20 protein-coding genes and 1 tRNA gene are annotated in these 21,672 nt (G+C 62.4%); 13 read left to right on the forward strand and 8 right to left on the reverse strand.

The genetic code is table 11. The annotated features are described in order from the left end of the window. Window positions 1–97 precede the first annotated feature (97 nt). From GVL04_RS08430 to GVL04_RS08465, 8 genes are read left to right on the forward strand one after another with little or no spacing between them, the layout of a single operon-like run. A complete protein-coding gene (locus GVL04_RS08430) occupies window positions 98–2,944 on the forward strand; it encodes a phage tail tape measure protein (protein WP_159702488.1) in 2,847 nt (948 codons plus the stop codon). Beyond that, on the forward strand, window positions 2,944–3,747 hold the full coding sequence (locus GVL04_RS08435; RefSeq protein WP_159702491.1) for a hypothetical protein: 804 nt from the start codon (window positions 2,944–2,946) through the stop codon (window positions 3,745–3,747). The genes GVL04_RS08430 and GVL04_RS08435 overlap by 1 nt, the downstream gene beginning before the upstream one ends. Window positions 3,748–3,752: 5 nt before the next feature. Further along, on the forward strand, window positions 3,753–5,996 hold the full coding sequence (locus GVL04_RS08440) for a hypothetical protein (RefSeq protein ID WP_159702494.1): 2,244 nt from the start codon (window positions 3,753–3,755) through the stop codon (window positions 5,994–5,996). Continuing rightward, on the forward strand, window positions 5,993–8,206 hold the full coding sequence (locus GVL04_RS08445; protein WP_159702497.1) for a polysaccharide deacetylase family protein: 2,214 nt from the start codon (window positions 5,993–5,995) through the stop codon (window positions 8,204–8,206). The genes GVL04_RS08440 and GVL04_RS08445 overlap by 4 nt, the downstream gene beginning before the upstream one ends. A 15-nt stretch (window positions 8,207–8,221) precedes the next feature. Next, complete coding sequence (locus GVL04_RS08450) at window positions 8,222–8,695, forward strand: hypothetical protein (RefSeq protein ID WP_159702500.1); 474 nt, start codon at window positions 8,222–8,224, stop codon at window positions 8,693–8,695. Further along, a complete protein-coding gene (locus tag GVL04_RS08455) occupies window positions 8,692–9,141 on the forward strand; it encodes a hypothetical protein (protein ID WP_159702503.1) in 450 nt (149 codons plus the stop codon). The genes GVL04_RS08450 and GVL04_RS08455 overlap by 4 nt, the downstream gene beginning before the upstream one ends. After that, complete coding sequence (locus GVL04_RS08460; RefSeq protein WP_159702506.1) at window positions 9,138–10,046, forward strand: CHAP domain-containing protein; 909 nt, start codon at window positions 9,138–9,140, stop codon at window positions 10,044–10,046. Before GVL04_RS08455 ends, GVL04_RS08460 begins: the two co-directional genes overlap by 4 nt. Window positions 10,047–10,048: 2 nt before the next feature. Continuing rightward, entirely contained in the window at window positions 10,049–10,339 is a 291-nt protein-coding gene (locus GVL04_RS08465) for a hypothetical protein (protein WP_159702509.1), read from the forward strand. Window positions 10,340–10,382: 43 nt separating this feature from the next. Here the strand turns inward: GVL04_RS08465 and GVL04_RS08470 are convergent, their stop codons facing one another. Beyond that, complete coding sequence (locus GVL04_RS08470) at window positions 10,383–11,954, reverse strand: hypothetical protein (RefSeq protein WP_159702512.1); 1,572 nt, start codon at window positions 11,952–11,954, stop codon at window positions 10,383–10,385. 323 nt (window positions 11,955–12,277) lie between these two features. On the opposite strand from GVL04_RS08470, the gene GVL04_RS08475 reads away from it, so the two are divergent. Continuing rightward, window positions 12,278–12,350, forward strand: a tRNA-Arg gene (locus GVL04_RS08475). Between the two features lie 48 nt (window positions 12,351–12,398). Here the strand turns inward: GVL04_RS08475 and GVL04_RS08480 are convergent. The 3 genes from GVL04_RS08480 to GVL04_RS08490 all read right to left on the reverse strand — a co-directional run bounded on the left by GVL04_RS08480 (window position 12,399) and on the right by GVL04_RS08490 (window position 14,863). Continuing rightward, window positions 12,399–13,304, reverse strand: a complete 906-nt coding sequence (locus GVL04_RS08480) for a site-specific integrase (protein ID WP_159702515.1) — start codon at window positions 13,302–13,304, stop codon at window positions 12,399–12,401. A gap of 691 nt (window positions 13,305–13,995) precedes the next feature. Next, window positions 13,996–14,250, reverse strand: a complete 255-nt coding sequence (locus tag GVL04_RS08485; protein ID WP_159702518.1) for a hypothetical protein — start codon at window positions 14,248–14,250, stop codon at window positions 13,996–13,998. A 175-nt stretch (window positions 14,251–14,425) separates the two neighbouring features. Beyond that, entirely contained in the window at window positions 14,426–14,863 is a 438-nt protein-coding gene (locus tag GVL04_RS08490) for an SRPBCC domain-containing protein (protein ID WP_159702521.1), read from the reverse strand. Window positions 14,864–14,959: 96 nt separating this feature from the next. Here GVL04_RS08490 and GVL04_RS24645 point away from each other — a divergent pair, with 96 nt between their 5' ends. Both GVL04_RS24645 and ettA read left to right on the forward strand, forming a co-directional pair. Further along, the gene (locus GVL04_RS24645) at window positions 14,960–15,448 is read left to right on the forward strand and encodes a hypothetical protein (RefSeq protein WP_235036218.1); all 489 of its coding nucleotides are present in this window, start codon (window positions 14,960–14,962) and stop codon (window positions 15,446–15,448) included. Between the two features lie 56 nt (window positions 15,449–15,504). Further along, window positions 15,505–17,187 (forward strand): energy-dependent translational throttle protein EttA, encoded by a 1,683-nt coding sequence (gene ettA / locus GVL04_RS08500; RefSeq protein ID WP_105693031.1) that lies wholly within the window; start codon window positions 15,505–15,507, stop codon window positions 17,185–17,187. Between the two features lie 90 nt (window positions 17,188–17,277). Here the strand turns inward: ettA and GVL04_RS08505 are convergent, their stop codons facing one another. After that, window positions 17,278–18,183, reverse strand: a complete 906-nt coding sequence (locus GVL04_RS08505) for an acyl-CoA thioesterase II (protein ID WP_159702524.1) — start codon at window positions 18,181–18,183, stop codon at window positions 17,278–17,280. Between the two features lie 63 nt (window positions 18,184–18,246). On the opposite strand from GVL04_RS08505, the gene GVL04_RS08510 reads away from it, so the two are divergent. Continuing rightward, window positions 18,247–18,918 (forward strand): hypothetical protein, encoded by a 672-nt coding sequence (locus GVL04_RS08510; protein WP_159702527.1) that lies wholly within the window; start codon window positions 18,247–18,249, stop codon window positions 18,916–18,918. A 3-nt stretch (window positions 18,919–18,921) separates the two neighbouring features. On the opposite strand, the gene GVL04_RS08515 is transcribed toward GVL04_RS08510, so the two are convergent. Together GVL04_RS08515 and GVL04_RS08520 are read right to left on the reverse strand one after the other, a co-directional pair. Continuing rightward, window positions 18,922–19,398 carry a globin gene (locus tag GVL04_RS08515; protein WP_159702530.1) on the reverse strand — a complete coding sequence of 159 codons (477 nt, stop codon included), beginning with the start codon at window positions 19,396–19,398 and terminating at the stop codon, window positions 18,922–18,924. After that, complete coding sequence (locus GVL04_RS08520) at window positions 19,391–20,086, reverse strand: mechanosensitive ion channel family protein (RefSeq protein ID WP_159702533.1); 696 nt, start codon at window positions 20,084–20,086, stop codon at window positions 19,391–19,393. The genes GVL04_RS08515 and GVL04_RS08520 overlap by 8 nt, the downstream gene beginning before the upstream one ends. Before the next feature lie 87 nt (window positions 20,087–20,173). Here GVL04_RS08520 and GVL04_RS08525 point away from each other — a divergent pair, with 87 nt between their 5' ends. Further along, the gene (locus GVL04_RS08525; protein ID WP_159702536.1) at window positions 20,174–21,172 is read left to right on the forward strand and encodes an epimerase; all 999 of its coding nucleotides are present in this window, start codon (window positions 20,174–20,176) and stop codon (window positions 21,170–21,172) included. Here the strand turns inward: GVL04_RS08525 and GVL04_RS08530 are convergent. Then, complete coding sequence (locus tag GVL04_RS08530; protein WP_159702539.1) at window positions 21,169–21,648, reverse strand: OsmC family protein; 480 nt, start codon at window positions 21,646–21,648, stop codon at window positions 21,169–21,171. The two genes, GVL04_RS08525 and GVL04_RS08530, sit on opposite strands and share 4 nt — an antisense overlap. Between the last annotated feature and the right edge of the window lie 24 nt (window positions 21,649–21,672).

A 21,672-nucleotide genomic window follows, 5' to 3' on the forward strand; every position in this document is an offset into this window, starting at 1 on the left:
GCCGTATCTCATGTGGCTGAAATTCGTCAATCATGCCCGGGCCTGGGAAGAAGCGCAGCAGGAAAACGCCCGAAAGCACTAAACCGAAAGGGCCCGCATGGCAACGCAGCAACTGCTGTTCGACATCCTCGCCAACGCTAAGGGCGTCGATAAGACATTCCAGGAAGTAGTCGACTCCGCCGAATCAATGGCCGGAAAGCTCGGCGCCGTAGGGGCGAAAGCAACATCGGCGCTGTTCTCCCCGAAAACGGCGATGGTCGCCGGCGGCATCGCGGGCGCCGCCATAATGCAGGGCCTCGGCACTGCAATCAACATGGACGGCGCCACCCGGAAAATGTCGGCCGGCCTGGCGCTGACCGGCCCCGAATCCGAACGGGCCGGCGCCGCTGCGGGAAAGCTCTACAGCGACGCCTACGGCGAATCATTCGAGGACGTCACCGCCGCAGTGTCCGCGACGATGTCCTCGATCTCAGGGATGCGCGGCGCCTCCGAGGCTGACATCGAGGCGATGACCGGCAGCGTCATGGATCTGTCGAAAGCATTCGAGATCGACGTCACCCGGACGGCGCAGGTCGCCGGGCAAATGATCACCACCGGCCTAGCCAAGAACGGCAAAGAGGCCGCCGACCTGCTGGCGGCCTCACTGTCGAAAGTCCCGGTCAACGTCCGCGAGGACGTCCTCGACGCGATCGACGAATACGGTCCGATGTTTGCCGCCCTCGGAATGTCCGGCGGCGAAGCAATGACACTGCTCGCCGACGCCTCCGCAAAAGGCATGTACGGGATCGATAAGACCGGCGACGCCCTGAAAGAGTTCACGATCCGGGCAACCGACATGTCAAAGGCCACCGGAGACGCCTATAAAACGCTGGGCCTCGACCAGCACACGATGACGACGGACCTGCTCAAAGGCGGCGACACCGCCCGGAAAGCATTCGACACCATCATTAGCGGCCTCGGCGACATGAAGGATCCGGCCGCGCAATCGCAGGCCGCCCTCGCCCTGTTCGGCACACCGATAGAGGACCTGGGAACCTCAGAGATCCCCAAGTTCATCGACTCGCTGCTGAACTCGCAGGAAGCACTCGGCACCGTCGACGGCGCCGCCGCGAAGCTCGGCGACACCATCAACGACGGACCCGGATCCGCGCTCACAACATTCCAACGGACCGCCGAGACAAGCCTCGGCGCCCTCGGCGCGCAGATCCTCCCCGTCCTAACACCCATCCTGCAGGGCCTAACACAGTTCGCCCCGATCATCGGCCCCGCAGTGATCGCCCTCGGCGCGCTCGCCGCTGTGATCGGCGTCGTCAACTTTGTTATGGCAACGAGCCCGGTCGGCTGGATCGTGATCGGCATCGTCGCTCTAATCGCGGCCGTCGTGGCTTTGGTCATGAACTGGGAAACCGTCGTGGCATTCCTGCAGCAGGCATGGGCCGGATTCGTCGGATGGTTCCAGGGCGTCATGGGTGGATTCTTTGGCTGGTGGGACGGCGTCTGGAATGGGTTCATCGGATGGACTCAAGACGTCTGGAACGGATTCGTCGGGTTCCTATCCGATGTCTGGAACGGATTTGTCGGCTGGATCCAGGGCATAGTCGGCGGGTTCGTCGGATGGTGGAACGGCGTCTGGTCTGCAGTCGGGGCGTTCATCTCCGGGATCTGGTCCGGAATTGCTGCTGCAGCAGTGGCCGGATTCCATATGTTCATCGATCCGATCATCGCCGGCATCACTGGTCTGTGGTCCTTTATCTCGACGATCTTCACGAACATCGGGAACTTTATCGCCGGCGTCTGGACGTGGATCTCGAACCTCGCGATCGCGATCATCCAGGCGTTTATCGCTGAACACGGCGCGCAGCTCATGGCGATCTGGAACAACGTCGTCGCGATCTTTACGGCGATCGGTTCGTTCATCGCCGGGATCTGGAACGGCATCGTTGCGACAATCACCGCCGCCGTTACTTGGGTCTGGGGCGTAGTTACCTCGATCTTTACGGCGGTCTGGGGATTCATCTCCACCGTGTTTACAGCGATCGGCGAGTTCTTTGTCGGGATCTGGAACTGGTACGTCACCACAATCACAACCGCGCTGCAGGCCGCGTGGGCTGTGATCTCCGGGATCTTCACCGCTGTTTGGGGATTCATCGCCGGGATCTTTACCGCGATCGGCGGGTTCATCGGGTCGGTCTGGGCGACGATCGTCGGCATCATTTCCGGCGCCGTGTCCGCAGTGTGGGGCGCGATCGTCGGCGGATTCAATGCCGCGTATGGGTTCATCGTCGGGATATTCTCCGCGGTCGGCGGGTTCCTGGGTGGGATCTGGAACAACATCGTTAGCGGCGTGGCCGGGATGATCGGCAATGTCCTGGGCTACCTCGGCGGGCTCGGCGGTCAAATCATGGGAGTCCTGTCCGGCGCCGGATCCTGGCTGTTCGACATCGGCCGGAACATCGTCCAGGGACTCATGAGCGGCATTAGCTCGCTCGCCGGCTCGATCGGCAATTTCTTCCTGAACCTGATCCCCGGCTGGATTGTCGGCCCGTTCAAGGCCGCACTCGGCATCGCGTCGCCGTCAAAGGTATTCGCCGGGTTCGGCGAGAACATCGGCGAAGGCGTCCTAGTTGGTGTCGGCCGGATGCAGTCCAGCCTCGATAACAAAATGTCGAGCCTGGTCACTGTCCCGGACATGCCCGACATCAACGCCGGCGACGTCATCGCAGGGTCCCGCCCCGGCAATGGCAACGGATCATCGGCGGGCGTCCTGCCCGGATCCGGTACTGCAGCCGGCGGCCGGGAAACCGTCGCCGTCCTAAGCGACGAGGACCGGCAACTGATGCGCGATTTCATCGCCGCAGCAGACCGGCCCTTTATCGCGACCCTGAACGATCGCGAGTTCCTGACCGCCTCCCGTGAAGCTGAACGAAAGGGGAACCGCCGCTGATGCCCGCTTACCTCGGAATACCTGGGGCGCTGTTCCCCGTCGAATGTGAAGCGGCAACCGTCGAGGCCGAAACGACCTACAGTTTCGACACCACCCTCGAGGGCAAACGAAAAGGGCAGTATCGCAAGGGCCGGCCCCGGACCTGGTCCGTCGATATGGGACTGTCGTCATCCGAAGAAACCGCCGACGTCCGCGCCCTGGACGCCGGCGAATACGGGCCCGGCCCGTTTCTCTGGATCTCCGAAGAAGCGCAAGCAACAAACGCGCTGCTGCCCGAGGTCGCGACCTGCGGCCCCGCGGCAGCCTTCGGGTCGACGATCACGGTCGCCGGCGCCCTCACCCTGCCCGGGGTCGGGGTCGCCGGCCGGTCGCTGTTCAACAGCAACCCGGCCCTAGTGATGGATTTCGGAACCGTGAAATCACCCGTGATCCCCGGCCAGCAGTTCACGGCCTCGGCCTGGCTGGTCGGGGCAGGGGCAAAAATAACGCTCCGATGGTATGACGCGGCCGGGACCCTGCTCGCCGGCACCGTGACGTCTGCAGGGTCCGGCGTTGGGTCCGTCGCGACCCGGCTGTCTGTCACCGGCACCGCACCGGCGTCCGCGGCGTTATGCCTGCTCCGCGCCACGGGCGCCACCCGCGCCGCCCGGCCCGCGCTGACCTGGTCGGCCGGCCTCGCAGCCTGGGCCCCCGGCGGCGGCTGCGCCGCGGCCGTCGTATCGAAACTCGAAAATTCGCCCGTGATCCTCGGCGCTGCCCGCAGTCACTCAGGCGTCACTTTCACGATTACAGAAGTGGGATAAACACCATGCAAGAAGGTTCCCTGGTCGGCGGCGACGTCATCGAACTATCGAGCAGGATCGTTGTCGGCGGCCTCGACCGGAAGTTCGTCGAGTGGTCGATCGACCGGGAAATCGACGGCGACCTGCCCGAGGCTGTCGTCGGCGGATCCGGGATCAAGCAAGCGACCGGGTCGATCGTCTGGGCCGAAGGGCCCAATCTGTCCGGGACGGCGGCGAACCCGTGGAACTCGGCCGCCGGCTGGCTGCCCGAACAGGGCGAAAGCTGCATCATCTACGTCTCGGACGGCGTTACCGAATGGCCGCAGTTCGTCGGCGTGATCGACGAAAACCGGGGCGACGTCGGCGGCCGGCCGTCCTCGACGATCGTGGACTACATCGATTATCTGAACCGGCCCGTCAGTCACTCGACCGTCCTACGGGTCCACCCACCTAAGACCGAGGGCGGCGATTATCTCTCCGTCGGGATGTCCGCCGGTTACGCCGTCGACCGGACCATGCGGGCCTGCGGATTCTTCGCAACACCGGCGATGGAACCGGGCGTCGTGTGGTCCGTCCCCGCGCAAATGTCCATGTGGCCGGAATACGGGAACGTCACAGCCGCGGGGTCCTATGACGGGATCTCAGCAAACGCCGAGAACTACCGGGCGCCGTGGGGCTGGGCTGTTGCGAACTTCAACTGCACATACACCCCGCAGGGAACAATCGCCCCGACGGACCCCGTCCAGATAACAGCCCTCGCGTCGCCGCTCCACGGCGGCAATTTTGGGATTAGTGCCATGTACGGATCCCAGAATGTGCAGCTGTTCATCTCGACATCCAGGACGGCCCGGGCCCGGCTGAACGGAACCGAGATCTGTAACCTCGCACTCGGCCCGGCGGTTGCTGTAACGCTGCAGGTCAAGGGCGGAACGTGGACGCTGCGAACCAACACCGGCGCGACCTCGACCGGATCCGCGACGATCCCGGCCGGATCGAACCTGAATCAGATCATCGTCACGGGCGATACGAACACCGTCGCCGCCGGAATGCAGATCTCAAAACCTCCCGTCGGATCCGAGTTTCAGGCAGTCAACACCGCGCCGGCGTCCTACTTTCAGGACACGCTGCAGTTCGCGAGCTGGATGGATGTCCTGCCGTCCTACGTCCGCCGGCCCGGGATCGACCTGCTGACCGAGATCAGCAAGGCGAACCTCGCGGCAATGTGGTTCAACGAACGCGGGCAGTTCCAGTTCATCGGATCCGATCGTCTCCGCGGCCGGACGCCCGTCCAGGAAATTACCACGCTGGACGACATCCGTTCCTTGTCCTGGTCTGACGCCCGCCTGGGGATGCGCTCGAGGGTCCGCGTCAAATACCAAATGCCCGTGATCAACAGGTCGAAATATTCAAACATCCTGCTCTGGCAGGGCTCGGGCGAAACGATGGAATCCGGGCAGGAAAAGACGCTGGTCGCCGAGGCGGCCACCGAAGAACATTGGGCCGAGATCGACCACGGCGCAGCCGGCGGCGGATCCCTCGCAGCGTTCAACGCCGGCCGGGCAACATGGGTAGGCGGGTACGTCGAAGCGTCCGATGGAAGTTGGTCCAGCGGTTCCAGCGTCGGCACCTGGGACCCGATCCGCGCAATCGACGACCGCACCCGGGTATTCGGCGTAAAGGTCGGTTCCATGCCGGCCGGGTCAACGTTCGTCCTCGGCACACCCGACGACGCGGCGAACTACTTCCAACGGTTCCGCGGATTCAATCTGCCTGTACTGCGCGGCCGGGCAAAGGTGGTCTACACCGAGGCGGCGGTCGAGTCATCGATCACCGGGCCCTCGGGGTTCCCTCAGCTCGAGCATGACGCCGGCCCCTGGGGCGCGCGGATGGAAGCGGAAAACACGTTGGTTCAAGACCGGCTCGCGGATTTCATCGCCGAGCAGGTCACCGTCCCGGCGCCAACAATCACCGGGATGGAAGTCGGGTACGACCCGCGCCGGCAGCTCGGCGACGTCGTCACGATCACCTCGGAACTGATGGGGATCTCGCTCAAGGCGCTGATCGTCGGCGTCCAGAACACGGCCGGCGACACGTTCAAACAATCGCTGAAAGTCCGGATCATCTCAGCTTTCAGCCCGTTCACCACCTACGCCGATTTCGAGGCAGCGCACGCGGACACGCTGACCTACGAACAGTGGCGCCTGCTGTTCCCGGACACAGCCACATATTCCACCTTCAACAGCGAACCTTTGAGAGGGGCTAGCGCGTGACCACCTACACGAACCCTCATAGCCTGCCGGTACTCGAACCGACCGACAAGATCGCCGCGAGCGATGACGGGCTGCGGCAAGACCTCAACGCCGTTTCCCTCGCCGCGGCTGCCGCGATCACCGCCGAGGGCGGCCGGGCCGAGACTGCCGCGAATGCCTACGCCGACGGCAAGGACACCAGCAACCGGGCAGCATGGGCAGCGGCCGACGCGACGAACCTCGCATCGGCAAAGACCTACGCCGATAGCGGCGACGCGACGAACCTCGCCGCCGCGAAAACCTACGCCGACGGCAAGGACACCAGCAACCGGACAGCATGGGCAGCGGCGGACGTAACGAACCTCGCGGCAGCCGCAACGGATGCGGCCGCGAAGTACTCACCGAAAGCCGTAATCCTGGCTGATGGTACGGATATTGACACGCTCCGGACCTCCGGGACGTTCGTCGTTGCGTCCGCCGCGTCTGCGGCGACAATGATTAACCTGCCGTTCAACGTGCCTGGCGAAATTGTGGTGAGTAAGGCACCGGGCTCGACGCTGGTCACTCAGCATGGAATCGGCATTCCGCTATCGAACGGCAATATCTCGCTGTTTACCCGCACCACCAGGGCGGCGCAGTCCTGGGATACGACGTGGAAATCCGACCGGCAGATCCAGGGGATCGTCCCGGACGGAACCGACCTGAACACGCTCCGGGTCCCTGGAACGTACCTGATCAGCTCGGCGACGTCGGCCGCGACGATGACCAACATGCCGACAATCAACGGCGCGCCCGTGAATAACTCCGCAGTGATCGACGTCGTCACATTCCCCGGCACCAGCACCGGGCAGCACAAGATCGAGATCTACCAATCGGACGGCACGTATGCCCGTTTCAGCCGCATCACCCGTTCGGCGTCATCGTGGCCGACGTGGCAGTACCACGCGGCCGGGTCCGCGCCGGCGCCTACGCTGGATCCGCTGCGCCGGGCCGGCGGCCGTCACGCGCAACTGCAGCAAATGGCCTACGCCCGCCGCGGCGCCCTGGGCGTGCAGGGCAAGGCTGTTGTGTCGCTCCGGTTCGATCACTGGCTCAACGCAATGCGGGCGACTGTTATCCCGCTGCTCGAAAAGTACATGCTTTGCGGGTCGCTTTGCCTAAACGCGGACAACATGGGGATCGATCAAAACCTCGGGACCACCTGGGCGCAGGTAACGGATATGGCGCTGCACAAGGGCGTCGAGATCTGGAACCACGGCGCCGACCACCTGGACCACACCGACGAGGCCGGCATCATAGATACGATCGTCGGCGGGCAGCAACGGCTGCAGGCGGCCGTCGGCCCGAAATTGGTCGTCGACGGTTGGATGAGTAACGGGTCATCCTATTACGACAATTTCAATTTCGGTCGAGGGTTCCCCGCCTGGACTGAGACTGTCGCGGCGGAGGCGATCCGGAACAGCCACGCATTCAGCGACGGAAAAAATACCGGATACCTGCAGCCGCTGGATGGACGGATCAAGCTCGGGGGATCCCACTACAGCGCCGAGTCGGGCGGATCTGCGCCGGCGATCGCGCGGATCGAGGAAGCCAAGAAAAACGGCCGCGGGATCACGGTCTACTTCCACCCCGGATCCATCGACCAGCCGGGCGGGTTTGTCCTGTCTGATCTCGAGGTACTGCTCGCTTACATCGCGGCCGAGCGGGACGCGGGACGGATCGAGGTCCTGACCGTGTCAGGCATGGCCGTTGCAGACTCGACGCACTCGCGCCGCGAGGACCTGCTGACAAACAGGCAATTCGCCGACGGCGCAGCAGGCTGGGGCGTCGGCGCCGGCTGGACGTTCCGGACTGAGGGAGGGAAGCAACTTGCCTCCGCATCGGCAACCGCCGGATCGCTCTACCAAAACGTCAGCCTGGTAACTAATTTCGGCTGGGCGATGGGCGGCATGTGCGAACTCGTGGTCCCGGCCCGGGCGTCAGGCGGCGTCGCGTCTCAGCTCCGGCTGCAGGTGCACGACACCACCGACGACACCCAACTGAAAACCACAAGAGTATTCGACCTGCCGGCCGACGGCTCGACAAAGCCATACCGGATATTTGCCACCATGCCCGCCGAGCTGAACACGGTAACGGGAAGCTTTGTCACTACCTCAGTAAGGGCGACGTTTACCCACGAATCCGGCGGCGCATTCGACCTCATGGATGAACCCCACCTGCGCCCGGTCTAAACGAAAGGCAACACCATGCCGCATAGATTTATCGGCCACCGGCTCGCGAGTCTCTACGCGCAGCCCTTAGAGGCCGGCATCGCGCTAGTCCTGTTCGTCACGGGCGCGCTTGCCACCTATGACGAGAAGTTCACGCCGGCATCGATTAGTGATCTATCGCCGCCCTGGAACATTCTGTTCCGGCTGCTGATGCTGTTGGCCGGCGTACTGATGTTTGCCGGCCTGGTCCGTGGGAAACATCGCTGGTCATTCGGTCTGGAAATGCTCGGGATGGTCCTCGCGGCCGTCGTGTTTCTCACCTATGCCGCGGGCCTGATCTCGAGCATGGCCGAATCCGGGCAACACGGCGCAGCTATGGGCAGCCTGACCTATGCGATCATCGCGGCCGCGTGTGTGGTCAAGGTCCGGGCGCTCTGGATCGAGTCGGGAAACCGGCTGCAGTTGATCAAGGAACTGCCGCTGCCTGGCAGGGAGGACCCCACCAAATGAATGAACTACTGCAATGGATCCTCGGCGGCGGAACCATCACGGCGCTGGTCGCCGGCGCCGGGATCCTGGTCAACCGGCGCAACGTGAAATCCGAGGCAAAAGCGCGTGATCTGAAATCGCCAGCCGAGGTCGACAACCTGGTCGCCACGACGCACCGTTCGAACCTCGAGTCGGTCCTGACTGTGAATGCCGAACTGCGCAGCGATAACAAAGAGCTGCGCGACCGGCTGGACAAAGTCGAGGAAAAGCAGCAGGAGCAGGGCAAGGCGCAGGCCGAACTCGGCGCCTTGGTCGACATGCTGCAGCGCGGGCTCGCGTCGGCCTACGCGTACATCACGACGCTGCTCAAGATCATCGAGGACCACCTGCCGCACGTCGAGATCCCGACGCCGCCCAAGGGCTACAAACCGACCACCGACGCCGACCAGGAAGGAATCCGGACGTGACAGAACTCCGAACTCTCATGCTCGAGATCGCCGACAAACTCGCCGGGACGTATATCAACGTCGACGGGTACGCAGGTAATCAATGCTGGGATTCCGCTGCAAGAGTTTCCCAGCTCATGGGCCTGCCGGTTATCAACACTGGCGGCAAAGGCCGGTGGCCGGGATGGGCCGGGAACATGTGGGACGCGTTCCCGCAGTCACCCGAGATCGACGCGGCATATTACCGGGTCGGGCCGGATCAACCGGCCATGCCCGGCGATAAAGCGATCTGGGGCGATTCCTACTACTACTATCCAGCGACGCACGTCGCGGATGTCATCGCCGACGCCGGCGGCCTGCTGCTCTGCCTATCGCAAAACAGCTCGGCCGCACAGCCTGGGCTGCCCGGCTATGACACAGATTCATCCGGGCCGACGATCATCCAGCACCTACCAAAGCAGGGGCTACTCGGCTACATCCGGCCCCGCGCAGGCGTCGTTCTGCAGGGCGAAATCATCCAAACAGAGGAAGACATCATGGCAACACTCGAGGAAGTCCGGACCGTTGTCCGGGAAGAAATCGCCGCGCTGACTCAGGAAGGCGAAGAAAACAAGCGCAACGCCGGCCCGCTCTTTGGAGTCTCCGGCAACGTCAAAGCTGCCAAGGTAGCGGCCGAGCAGTCTCTCGAACTGCTGCTGCCCGGGCAGGAGAAGGTCCGCTACGCCGGCCCGATCCCGACGATGCTCGCCTCGATCCAAGGCCAACAGGCCGGCCTAATGGAAGCCGTGAAGCAGTTGGCCGCAAAGCCTGGATCACCCGTTGACCTGGCGGCGATCGAGGCAGCATCCGAGCGCGGCGCCGCCTCGGCCCTGGCGGATCTGCAAGCCACGGCAACGACCACTGTCACACTGCAGCAGGAGGGCTAGACGTGACTGGACTCCGGATGCTGGGGATCTCGCTGCTGCGCACGTTCGTATCGTGGATATGGGCGCTGGTCATCGGTTGGCTGCTTGTCGCCCTGCCGATTTTTGAACCGTTCCGCGAGCAGCTACTCGGGCTCTCGGAACTCGCTCTGCCGATCCTGATCGCCGTCATCGGCGCCGCCTGGTATGCACTCTGGCGCTGGCTCGAACCGCGGATGCCTGACTGGCTTACCCGGGCCCTGCTCGGCAGCAGCAAGCAGCCGGTCTATGACGACGAGCCAAAGCACCGAGCCTAATCAGAACAAAGGACCCCACCCGTCCGGGTGGGGTCCTTTGTCGTTAAGAGACCGTTGAAGGGGAATTGCCCGCGATATGCGCAGCCCATGCTTGTGGCTGGTGTTCTTGGCATGGTTCGGACAGGGTGCCTTTTCCACAGATTGCACAGATGAGCCGACCGTTTACGGTGGCGTCCTCGATGTCGTCCGAAGCCCCAAATGTTCCATCATGGTGGGCCCTCGGCGCTAGGTCTACCGCGGGCTCAGGCGCTATCGGGGTGCGCAGTACCCAAGCGACGGTCAGGCAGTAGTTCAGATCCTTTGTTTCAATCCCGTTCGGATGCGAGAATCTTCCGTGAAGGGCGCCGTATTCAAGCGCCGCCCTTGCGTTGGAAATCATCTCCGGCCCTACGAAGCTCTGAACTGCAGGATCATTGACGGCCGCCGCGCCGTCAGCCAGGAACTCGGTAAAGCCGTACTCGCTGCTCTGCTCGGCGAGTCCAGATTCCCAGTCTTCCTGCGCGTACACGGTCCCTGGTTCGATGTTGTCCATGACGTCCAACACAGTAAGGTTTTCGAGGTTCTTGCTGGTGGGTGCTTTGCTGTCCTTGTCATAGGGCATATGCGCGAGCCCCGGCACAAGACTTTCCATCACGTCAAAATACAGCTGTCGGCTTGTGACAACTTCGGGGTAGTCAGCAACGAATTCGAGTTCCGCGCTGTTGAGCATGGAAAGAACGACCGAGCTGTGAGGCCGATGACCGAAATGGAACCTGTTCCGGAACTCCCGATAGTGCGCTTGCATTGGGTCCATCTCAGGAAGCCATGACTTCAAATAGTCCACTGATTCCAAGAAGTCGCCTCGCCAAGCGCCGTAGAAGTGCGCAGGGAAGTCCTGTTCTTGTTTGTCGGCCACTCTCGTGGGCAAGCTACCCGCGTATGCATTCCTGTATATTTCGCCGCCTGCGCCGTGGCAGTGCATCGCGAAGGGGTGGGAGCCTACCTTATTGAAGTACGTCAATAGGTAGTTGCCCATGCAACCATCGCGCCACGATACCGGGGCCCGCCCTTTCCTGAGGCGGGCTCCGATTCTAGCTCCGGGCTTGTTCAACTCGAGCCCGTACTCTTTTGCGATTCCCGACGCGGAAACGAAGTCTTCTGTTTGCTTCTCGTTGCTTCTCAAGTCGATACGGTCCGCAGCGCCCTCAACGGCCGAGGCTGCGGCGCGCACGATAGCGAAGACGGTCCGCGAGTCGATCCCGCCCGACAGATCGCATTCAAGATGCGCCCGACGGTCAGCCAGTATGCCGGCGATGCGGGAAACCCAAAGCTCGAGGAAGTTCGAAAGCCCTTCCGCGTATGTGGCCGGTCGCTTTCCTCTTTCGATTTGGCGGACTTCTAGACGGTCACCGCGAAGGACTATGACATGCCCCGATGGTGCTACTCGGATTCCCTCGAACACGGTGTGGAACGAAGCCATTTGGTCAGTGAGACGGCCCCGGGACCCCAGCCCCGTCAGTTGCGCGTAGTTGGGTCGGATGCGGACGTTATTGTCTCGGAGGTGGTCGGCCAGCGCGGCGAGTGAGGTAGATACCGCCCACACGTCATCGGCCTGGTAGTAAAACAGGCGCGACATGCCCATTGCATCTACGCCGAATTCCCAGTCGTTCCCTGCGCGGCGGACGTTGACGTAGCAGCCATCATTCCCGGGACCAATCGGATGTCCTGTCTCGGTGTTCCTCTGCCGTGCGCCGTAGGGGCCATAGACGTAATCAGCGCCTACGAAGCAATAGCCCTGGAACTGCTCATGGGGAGCGTTCGTAAATGTGGAATACAAGATCATGGTCCCCGGGTGTCCTTCTAATGGCGGTGTCGATGTGACGTCTCCGAAAGCATAACGCGCAAATCGTGCGACTTTTGTCGGCCTTGAGATGGTAGAGCTACACTGTATTGCGCCCGGCCCCAGTAGCTCAGGGGATAGAGCAGAGGCTTTCTAATCCTCCGGTCGGGGGTTCGATTCCCTCCTGGGGCACATGGTAAGGGGCCGGCCACATTTTGTGGCCGGCCCCTTTTCTTGTGCTTAGGCTGCGATCCGTTCAAGCTCGGGACTGCTTTCGGTCTGCCGTTTCCTCCCTGACCGTTCGGGCATGTCAACGGTAGGGAGCGAGTCGAAGCCGTGGCGAATGCCTTCCGGGCGAAGCTTGAGATACACAGTCGTAGTGTCCATGTTGGAATGCCGCATGCTGCGCTGAACAACAAAGTCACTAACGCCGGCGTCGTGCATCTCAGTTGCGAGGGACGCCCGCAAATCGTGAGGACGATGCTTGAGGCCGGCGCGTTTGATCGCCTCGCCGATGAGCCCGGATACTGAGTTGCCAATGATGTGCCCCTCGCCTGGTTCGGGGAACAACCGGTTCGGCGTTCGGTTCGGAAACCAATAGCCGGCCTTCGGCATCTGCAGGAAGTAGGGCCAGATCGCCTCGGGGACGGGCAGGGTCGCCTGTTTCCTTCCTTTGCCGATCGTGGTGAGCGTCTTCGCTGTCCAGTCGATGTCGTCGCCGTTGACCGCCGCGATCTCGGACACGCGCAACCCGAGGTAATAGTGAAGTGCAACCATGACCCGAGTCTTACGGTAGATCCCGCCGTGAAGCAGTGTGTTGATTTCGTCGATGCTGAACGGATTCGGTTCACGCTTGCGAGTGGCAACGCGGGGGAGTCGGTAGGCGGGATTGTCCAGCCGCAGCTCTTCATCCTGCATCCAGGCGAAAAAGGTATGCAGCCCGGAACGCCTGTGAACACGGGTCGAGTTGGACCAATTTTGCTTAGCGGTCCAGTGGATAAGATCACGCCTGGTCACTGTCTCTAGACTCTCGACGTCGCGCGCCAGTTGGCGGATAAAGATCAGGCGCTCCCTGATCGTCTTCGGCGTGAGGTCGGCTGCTTTCATGCAGGCAGTCCAGTAGCTCAGCGTGTCTTCCGTGTTCATTGTTGCCCCCTGGCTATGATTGAAGATTTCAGTATTTTCTACACTGAATTACTCGATCCTGCGGATCGATAATCTGGAAGGTTCCTGATGGTGGGGGATCGGGGCCTGCATCGCAGGCCCTTTGCTTTTGGTTTTGCCGATACCGCAGAGGGAGGGAAGGGAGGGGGAGGGCAGGGGCCTGCCTTGTCAGAACCAAGCAAAAAAAATTTGTTGGTTCGTTCAAGGCAAGCTGTGACTGTGACACCGCGTCGGTCGGTTGGTCGTCGTCGGTTGGCTGCCCGTGAGGGCAGCTAGCAAGGCCTCGGGCATTACTCCGGGGCAGTGGCGGCATGTGCGCACGGATCTGGTGAAACGACATTAGATGTGGCTTCACGATCGGTCTTGGCACTCCTTCGCATGTGCGGCCTTTCGGCTCGCTTTATCAACCCTGCCCGTGCGCTCGAAAAAGGAACTGGCTCTGACCCAGTAAGCAGCCCACAGAATCCGGGCTTAGCGTGTTGTGTGATCGCGTGATGACCAGGCGGGGTAGCCGTACCGCCTCTGTTATGAGGGCGCGATACAGCCACACGGGTATGGAAAATGGGCACGGCAATAGTTAGACTGTTACCGCGAGCAGGGTCCGTAGCCGGGGACTGTTCGCCAAGCCGGTCGGATGTTTGCAGCATCCGACCGGCATTAATCGTTAAGTGGGTTAGATCGGCTCCGAAATGGAGCGATTTGTTTGGAACGACTTCACGCCGGGAAAGCGTTCACGGTTCCGGGCATCTCGTAGCGGGCCAATGATGTCGCCAGTAGCTTCAAAGTCGTAACGCTCGGCGCGGTACAGCCCTGCCCTGTCGAAGAAGTAATCAGGATTCCGTCCTGCCTGGAGGCATTGGGGCCCGAGGGCCGCATAGTGGCCTTCCTCTAGGCGAGCTTCGTTGACGCGCTGCCATACGCTGCTCACGCTGCGATCTCCGAGGGGTGATCTTCGAAGATCGGGCGGCGACGGACGGGGAAGCTTACGACCGTGCCGGGTCCTTCTGAATCTCCAACCTTGTAATCCGCCGGTCGGGGGTTCGATTCCCTCCTGGGGCACAAAATGCATCCCCCTTGGAACAAGCGTCCAAGGGGGATGACGCTTATGGCCTCGACTCAAGAAATTCCTTGAGATTCTGCAGCACCAACTGCCAAGTGGCAGTCGACTGCTCCACCTCTTCATCACTGGAATTGTTGCTCTGACTGATCGTCACCGTTGTTCCGTCAGCTGCTTCGGCCACCCTGTACTCCACAGTGTGGTAATTTTCCGGAGCGTCAGGAAGCCCCGAGGTCGGGCTGTAGTGCGTGGTCTTCAACAACTCCGGGGGATCGAAGGCGAGGATCGTCCCTTTGTCCTCGTAGCCCTTGCCGTTGTACTCCCCGGAGTACGTAATCGGATCGCCTACCTGCCAGGTGGTCGCGACGTTGGTTCCGAGGAAGTACTGCTGGATGAGCGCAGGATCAGTCAGGGCCTCCCACACTCTTTCGGGCGGGGCAGGGACGGTGGTCGATGCGACTGCATCACGTGCTTGTCCGCTCATAGTGCTGCTCTCCATTCCTCAACCCTGACGGCGAAACCATCCGGGAGAAACGCTACGCCGTTCGGGATTCTGTGTGAATGGCACAATGGCTAGGTGATGAGCACGAGAACCGCCCGGATTTGCGGCAGGGCAGCAGATGCAGCGAAAGTCCGCGTCGCCGGATTGGCTTTGGTCATTGCCGCGGCATTGATGATGACGGGCTGCACGGCTTCCCCCGGGTTATCCGCGGGCCAGGAGGCCGCCACGCCGGCACCTTCCACCAGCTCCGACGTCACGGGCACCGTGGATCCCGCCGTTGCCGCGACTACCGCCGCAGTCGAAACGACGTTGAAGAACCTTGTTGCCGGTAATCCCAAACCAGACCGGGAAGCGTTACGGGCGGCCTTGGTTTCTGCCGGCATTCCAAAGGCCAATGTTGAGGTTTCAGTGAGCCGGACGCCAACCGGCCTTGACGTCGACGCAATGGAAGCCGCGGCCCTGACCGGGAAAAGCTGTGTCATGGGGCAGATCCGCGACGGTGGTGTGACAGTAACAGTGCTGCCGGCGCTGGCCACCGGAAAATGCTTCATCGGAGACGCCCGCTAGCTGCACCAAGGTCCTCGAATGTGAGTTATGTACGCCTAGCCATTAGATTTAAGGGCATGGCGGAATTCATTTACACGATGACCAAGGCTCGCAAGGCCGTTGGCGACAAACTTATTCTGGACGATGTCAGCATGTCGTTCTACCCTGGCGCGAAGATCGGTGTCGTGGGACCGAACGGTGCTGGTAAGTCCACCATCCTGAAGATCATGGCCGGACTGGACACCCCTTCAAACGGCGAGGCCCGCCTGAGCCCCGGCTACACCGTGGGCATCCTCCTGCAGGAACCGCCGCTGAACGAGGAAAAGACCGTCTTGGGCAATGTCCAGGAAGGTGTAGGCGAGATCTACGGCAAGATCCAGCGTTTCAACGAGATCTCCGAAGAAATGGCCAACCCGGACGCGGATTACGAGACGCTCCTGGATGAAATGGGCAAGCTGCAGGAAGCCATTGACGCTGCCGACGCATGGGACATCGATTCCCAGCTGGAACAGGCTATGGACGCCTTGCGTTGCCCGCCGGCTGATTCCGACGTCACAGTCCTCTCCGGTGGTGAGCGCCGCCGCGTGGCCCTGTGCAAGCTTCTTCTCCAGAAGCCTGACCTGCTGCTCCTCGATGAGCCCACCAACCACTTGGACGCCGAGAGCGTGCTGTGGCTCGAACAGCACCTCTCCCAGTACCCCGGCGCTGTCCTTGCCGTGACCCACGACCGTTACTTCCTGGACCACGTGGCCGAGTGGATCGCGGAAGTTGACCGCGGCCACCTCTACCCGTATGAAGGCAACTACTCCACCTACCTGGAGAAGAAGAAGGCCCGTCTGGAGGTCCAAGGCAAGAAGGACGCCAAGCTGTCCAAGCGCCTTACCGAGGAACTTGAGTGGGTGCGCTCCAACGCCAAGGGCCGCCAGACCAAGTCCAAGGCCCGTCTTGCCCGCTACGAGGAAATGGCTGCAGAGGCCGATCGCACCCGCAAGCTGGACTTCGAAGAGATTCAGATCCCGCCGGGACCGCGCCTGGGTTCCCTGGTCATCGAGGCCAAGAACCTGAAGAAGGGCTTCGACGACCGCGTCCTGATCGATGGCCTCTCCTTCTCGCTGCCCCGCAACGGCATCGTTGGCGTCATCGGACCCAACGGTGTGGGTAAGTCCACGCTGTTCAAGACGATCGTCGGCATGGAGCCCTTGGACGATGGTGAGCTCAAGATCGGCGAGTCCGTGAAGATCTCTTACGTGGACCAGTCCCGTGGCGGCATCGATCCCAACAAATCCCTCTGGGAAGTTGTTTCGGAAGGCCATGACTTCCTCCAGGTCGGTCATGTCGAAATGCCTTCGCGTGCCTACGTTTCGGCGTTCGGCTTCAAAGGACCGGACCAGCAGAAGAAGGCCGGTGTCCTTTCCGGTGGTGAGCGCAACCGCCTCAACCTTGCCTTGACGCTCAAGCAGGGTGGCAACTTGTTGCTGCTTGACGAACCTACCAACGACCTCGACGTCGAAACCCTGGGCAGCCTTGAAAACGCCCTTCTCGAATTCCCGGGTTGTGCCGTGGTGGTCTCGCACGATCGCTGGTTCCTCGACCGGGTAGCGACCCACATCCTCGCCTACGAAGGTGACGACGAGAACCCCTCCAAGTGGTACTGGTTCGAAGGTAACTTCGACTCCTACGAAGAGAACAAGGTGGAGCGCCTGGGCCCCGATGCTGCCAAGCCGCACCGCGTCACGCACCGCCGCCTGACCCGCGACTAGGAAGTCCAGCCACACAAACAGAAAGGCCGGTCCCACAAGGGACCGGCCTTTCTGTTTAAACTTCCCGCCGTAACACAGCGCCTGGAAAGCCTACGGGATCCGCACCATACCCTCTTGGGCCACGGTGGCAACATGCAGCCCGTCGCGGTTGAAGATGCGGCCAGTGGCGAGTCCTCGCGCGCCTTGGGCGCTGGGAGACTCCTGAACGTAGAGCATCCACTCGTCCACCCGCACCGGACGGTGCCACCACATGGCGTGGTCAAGGCTGGCGACGCTCATTCCCGGCGTCATCCAAGCGAGGCCGTGGGCGCGGAGAATGGGTTCCAACAGCGTGTAGTCGCTGGCATAGGCCAGGGCGGCACGGTGAAGGTTGGGATCATCGGGCAACGGACCCATGGTTTTCATCCACACGGCATTGCTTGCCACGTGCTGGGTGGGCGGGGAAACATAGAGGGCCGGATCAATGTGGCGGACGTCGAAAGGACGTTCGGATGACATATGCCGGGCCATCGGGTGGTCGTAATGGGACAGCAGCTCTGCGGTGCTGGGTAGTGATTCGGGGTCGGGGATGCCTTCGGGCATGGTTGTTTGATGGTCCAGGCCACTGTCTTCCACCTGGAATGAGGCGATCATCGAAAGAATCGGCACACCGTCCTGGTACGCGTGCACCCGGCGGGCAGAGAACGAACGCCCGTCCCGCAGCCTCTCGACGCCGAACGTGATGGGCTTGTTGGCGTCGCCGGGCCGCAGGAAATAGCCGTGCATGGAGTGCGCCGCCCGGTCCAGTTCGACGGTCCGCATCCCGGCCATCATTGACTGCGCCAAAACCTGACCGCCAAAAACACGATGCCGGGGCTGCTTTTGCGACGGGCCCAGGAAGATGTCCTCGTTGGTCCTGGCGCCGTCAAAGTCTCCAAGATCCAGCAGGCCAATCAGCACTTCCATGGGGTCTTCTGCGGGTGCTTCCACCTCGAGGCCAGCGTTCGTCTCAGTCATGGTTCGACTTTAGACGCCGGCCCGACCCCTCTCAACCGGGGACATGCCGGTAGAGTCGATGATGTGACAGACGTCCTGACCCAGTCCTTCCGCTTCGCCGATCCCCGTGACCTCGCAGACCTGCGGACCTTCGTTACCCGGGCAAAAAGCATCGACGACGGAGCCATCCGCCTCCAGGCCGCGGGCAGCGTCCTGGCTGCCTATGTATGTGTCCTGAGGCCGCGAATCCTGGGGGAGTCCACCCCCACAATCCTAGGCCTGCGCACCATGGCCCTCGCCGAGCCTGCCCAAGCAGATGTCACCGTCACCCTGGCCTCCGTCATGGACCGGTTGGCCCGCTCGGGCGCCGAGGACGTAGAACTGCCCATCCCGCCGTCGACCGTTTCTGAGTCCTGGGCGGGGGTTGGCGCCCCTCGAAGCGGTTGGGAGGCCCAGGGCACAATGCACGACGCCGACCTCAAGTCGGCAGCGGAGGCCGGCATCGGGGAGGTGGCCGGCGTGATTCCCGCCTTGGCGGGTGCCGCAGTGGTGAACAGCGCGCGGGCAGCTGTTTGGGGCCGTGAACTTCCCGGCGCTACCGGCCTTCCCGCGGGGGCGGCGTTTGCCGCTTTCGCCCTGGGCTTCCTGGGTGACGCCGAACAGCGGGTGTTCCGTAACGGCCGCTGGTTCCGCCTGAGCGGCCCCCGCGGCCATGTGCTGGTGCGCACCGGCGCAGGCCTGGGACTCGGTTTCTAGGGGTCAGGCGCCAGCCGACGGGTTGTTGATCATTGTCAGCGCTGCGCGCTCCATGTAGTCCCACAGCGTGCCTTCATGCAACGGCGAGAGCTCCAAAGAGTCCACGGCCGTCCGCATGTGGAACAACCATCGGTCTTTGGCCTCCGGGGTCACCCGGAAAGGCATGTGGCGCATGCGTAGCCGAGGATGGCCGCGCTCTTCACCGTAGGTCGTGGGACCACCCCAATACTGCTCCAGGAACATGAGGAAGCGGCGCTTTGCCGGGCCCAGGTCCTCTTCGGGGTACATCGGACGCAGCAACGGGTCCGTGGCCACGCCGTCGTAGAAGACGTCGATGAGCTTGACGAACGTTTCGTGGCCGCCAACTGCGGCGTAGAAGCTGTCCGTGTAGGCGGGCTGGCTGAAGGGATCGTTCTGCATCAGCTGGCGTCGGGGGCCCGCCTGTGGTGCGGGTGGTTGTGCACCGGCATTGTTACTCATTGGACTTCTCCTCGGCCTTGGTAACGCGGGGTGCGCCTGCAGTTACGGGTGCAGCCGCAGCGCCGGGTTCGTTCGTTTCAGGTGTCTCGAGCGGCACATAATCGCCCTGGGAGCGGTTGCCCACTCGCAGGATTTCGCCGTTCCGCAGGTACCAGATCGCCCCGTCCTCAGCGCGGACCCGCGTAATTCGCAGGCCCACGGATTCAACGGTACCAATCACTTCGCTGGTGACGATGACGTCGCCGATTCCGTACTGGTCTTCGATGGTGATGAAGATTCCCGCGAGGAAGTCACGGATCAACTGCTGGGCACCGAAACCGATGGCGACACCCAGGATGCCGACGCTGGTCAACAACGGCGCGACGTCCACGTTCATGTACTTGAGGACGTAGATGATCACAATCACCACCACTACGACGCTCACAAGGCTCGTCAGCAGTGTGCCGATCGTTTCGGCGCGCTGTGAGCGGCGCTCGTGGTCCAGTGCGCGGATGGCTGGTTGCACCCACTTGAAGTGGGCTTTCTTGAAGAAGGAACTTCCCGCAGACACTCTTCGGGTGATGCGCAAAATAACGAACCGCGCCACGATCCACACACCCAGGCCCACGCCTAGGGTGATGAGGATGGAAACGAGGTCGATCTTTTCGGGTTCCAAAGTGACAATTTCTGCCAGGGGGATGGAGGTCAAGGTGGAATAACTCCTTGTCGTCGGCCCGTGTTCGCCGGGCGCGGAACACTCTGTCCACCTACAACCCTATCGCCGTAGCGTGACGGTATGCGCATCCTGGTCCTGGGTGGTACAGCCTTCCTCTCAGCAGAAATCGCACGGCAGGCCGTTGCCGCCGGGCATGATGTCACTTGTTTTGCCCGCGGTACTTCAGCGAACCCGCCCGACGGCGTCACGTGGGTCAGGGGCGACCGGGCCATGGGTGCCGCGGCCTATGAGGAACTCGACGGCGGCTGGGATGCCGTGGTGGACGTGTCGCGGGATCCTGTGCAGGCGCGTGAGGCGTTGGAAGGGCTGGGGCCGGTCTCTGCCCATTGGACCTTCGTCTCAAGTTGCTCCGTCTATGCGGACCACTCTGTCCCCGGCGCCGATGAGAGTGCCGCGCTGTTGGAGCCCTTGCCGGATGGCCAGGCGGGCACTCCGGAGACCTACGGCGAATCCAAGTCGGCAATTGAGCAGACGACGCTGGCCATGGTGGGTGGGAAGGCCCACATCGTCCGGGCGGGGCTCATCGGCGGCCCAGGGGACGGCACGGATCGCTACGGCTACTGGCCTGCCCGTTTCGCGGCCAACGCTGATCCGGTGCTGGTGCCCGATGTCCCGGACGACGCCACACAGATCATTGACGTCCGGGATCTTGCAGGCTGGGTTCTCCAAGCGGTGGAGGATGGGCTGACTGGAACGTTCAACGCCTTGGGAGAAGTGGTGAGGTTCGAGGATTACCTCAAGGAATCGCAAAACGCAGCCGGGGCTGCGGCTGAAGACATTGTCCGGGCTGACGAAGAGTGGCTGCTGGAGCAAGGGGTGGACTACTGGGCAGGGCCGGACTCGCTGCCCTTGTGGTTACCGGCGGACCATGACGGATTCCAAGCGCGGACCAACAGTGCTGCACGGGAGCGGGGGATGATCCTGCGGCCGTGGCAGGAGACGCTTGCGGCGACACTTGAGGATGAGAGGCACAAGGGTCTGAACAGGGACCGCAAAGCCGGGCTGAGCCGCGAAACCGAACAACGGCTCGTGGCGCAGTGGCGGGCTGAACAGCGTTAGGCCGCTGCCGCCGTCGTGCGTGGCTCGTGGTGTACCGGGAAATTGACGCTGCGTGCGATGAAGCAGACCTGGTTGGCTTCGTGGTGTAACTGTGGCATCAAGCCGGCGTGGCCGGGATCGGCAATCGTGACCAGCGGCTTGAGCGTCACGCTCTCGAATTGCCCGCTGCCGTCCCGGTTGAGTTTCATGAGGCCTTCGGCGTTGTCTTCGTAGCCGGTGACCACCACGCCGTGCTTGACGGCAACGTGCAGGAAAGACAACATGTGGCACTGGGACAAGGCCGCGAGAAGCAGTTGCTCCGGGTTATAGCGTGTCCGGTCTCCGTGGAACGTCGGATCTGCTGAACCCTGCAAGGTGGGAAGACCTGGGATTTCGACGTCATGGTCCCGGGAGTATCCCCGGTAGCTGACCGTGCCCTCGCCCAGGTTTCCGGTCCAGCGGACGGTCAGCGCGTAGTGGTGTTCGTTGAGGCCCATGCGGACAGTTTAGCTATGGGGCGT

This window comes from Arthrobacter sp. 18067, from assembly GCF_902706295.1.
Taxonomy (GTDB): Bacteria; Actinomycetota; Actinomycetes; order Actinomycetales; family Micrococcaceae; genus Arthrobacter.

Excerpts from the sequence above, each read along its gene's own strand:
- GVL04_RS08430 (WP_159702488.1), top strand. The coding sequence starts at position 98 with ATGGCAACGCAGCAACTGCTGTTCGACATCCTCGCCAACGCTAAGGGC.
- GVL04_RS08435 (WP_159702491.1), top strand. The coding sequence starts at position 2,944 with ATGCCCGCTTACCTCGGAATACCTGGGGCGCTGTTCCCCGTCGAATGT.
- GVL04_RS08440 (WP_159702494.1), top strand. The coding sequence starts at position 3,753 with ATGCAAGAAGGTTCCCTGGTCGGCGGCGACGTCATCGAACTATCGAGC.
- GVL04_RS08450 (WP_159702500.1), top strand. The coding sequence starts at position 8,222 with ATGCCGCATAGATTTATCGGCCACCGGCTCGCGAGTCTCTACGCGCAG.
- GVL04_RS08455 (WP_159702503.1), top strand. The coding sequence starts at position 8,692 with ATGAATGAACTACTGCAATGGATCCTCGGCGGCGGAACCATCACGGCG.
- GVL04_RS08470 (WP_159702512.1), bottom strand. The coding sequence starts at position 11,954 with ATGTCGCGCCTGTTTTACTACCAGGCCGATGACGTGTGGGCGGTATCT.
- GVL04_RS08480 (WP_159702515.1), bottom strand. The coding sequence starts at position 13,304 with ATGAACACGGAAGACACGCTGAGCTACTGGACTGCCTGCATGAAAGCA.
- GVL04_RS08490 (WP_159702521.1), bottom strand. The coding sequence starts at position 14,863 with ATGAGCGGACAAGCACGTGATGCAGTCGCATCGACCACCGTCCCTGCC.
- GVL04_RS24645 (WP_235036218.1), top strand. The coding sequence starts at position 14,960 with ATGAGCACGAGAACCGCCCGGATTTGCGGCAGGGCAGCAGATGCAGCG.
- ettA (WP_105693031.1), top strand. The coding sequence starts at position 15,505 with ATGGCGGAATTCATTTACACGATGACCAAGGCTCGCAAGGCCGTTGGC.
- GVL04_RS08505 (WP_159702524.1), bottom strand. The coding sequence starts at position 18,183 with ATGACTGAGACGAACGCTGGCCTCGAGGTGGAAGCACCCGCAGAAGAC.
- GVL04_RS08515 (WP_159702530.1), bottom strand. The coding sequence starts at position 19,398 with ATGAGTAACAATGCCGGTGCACAACCACCCGCACCACAGGCGGGCCCC.
- GVL04_RS08525 (WP_159702536.1), top strand. The coding sequence starts at position 20,174 with ATGCGCATCCTGGTCCTGGGTGGTACAGCCTTCCTCTCAGCAGAAATC.
- GVL04_RS08530 (WP_159702539.1), bottom strand. The coding sequence starts at position 21,648 with ATGGGCCTCAACGAACACCACTACGCGCTGACCGTCCGCTGGACCGGA.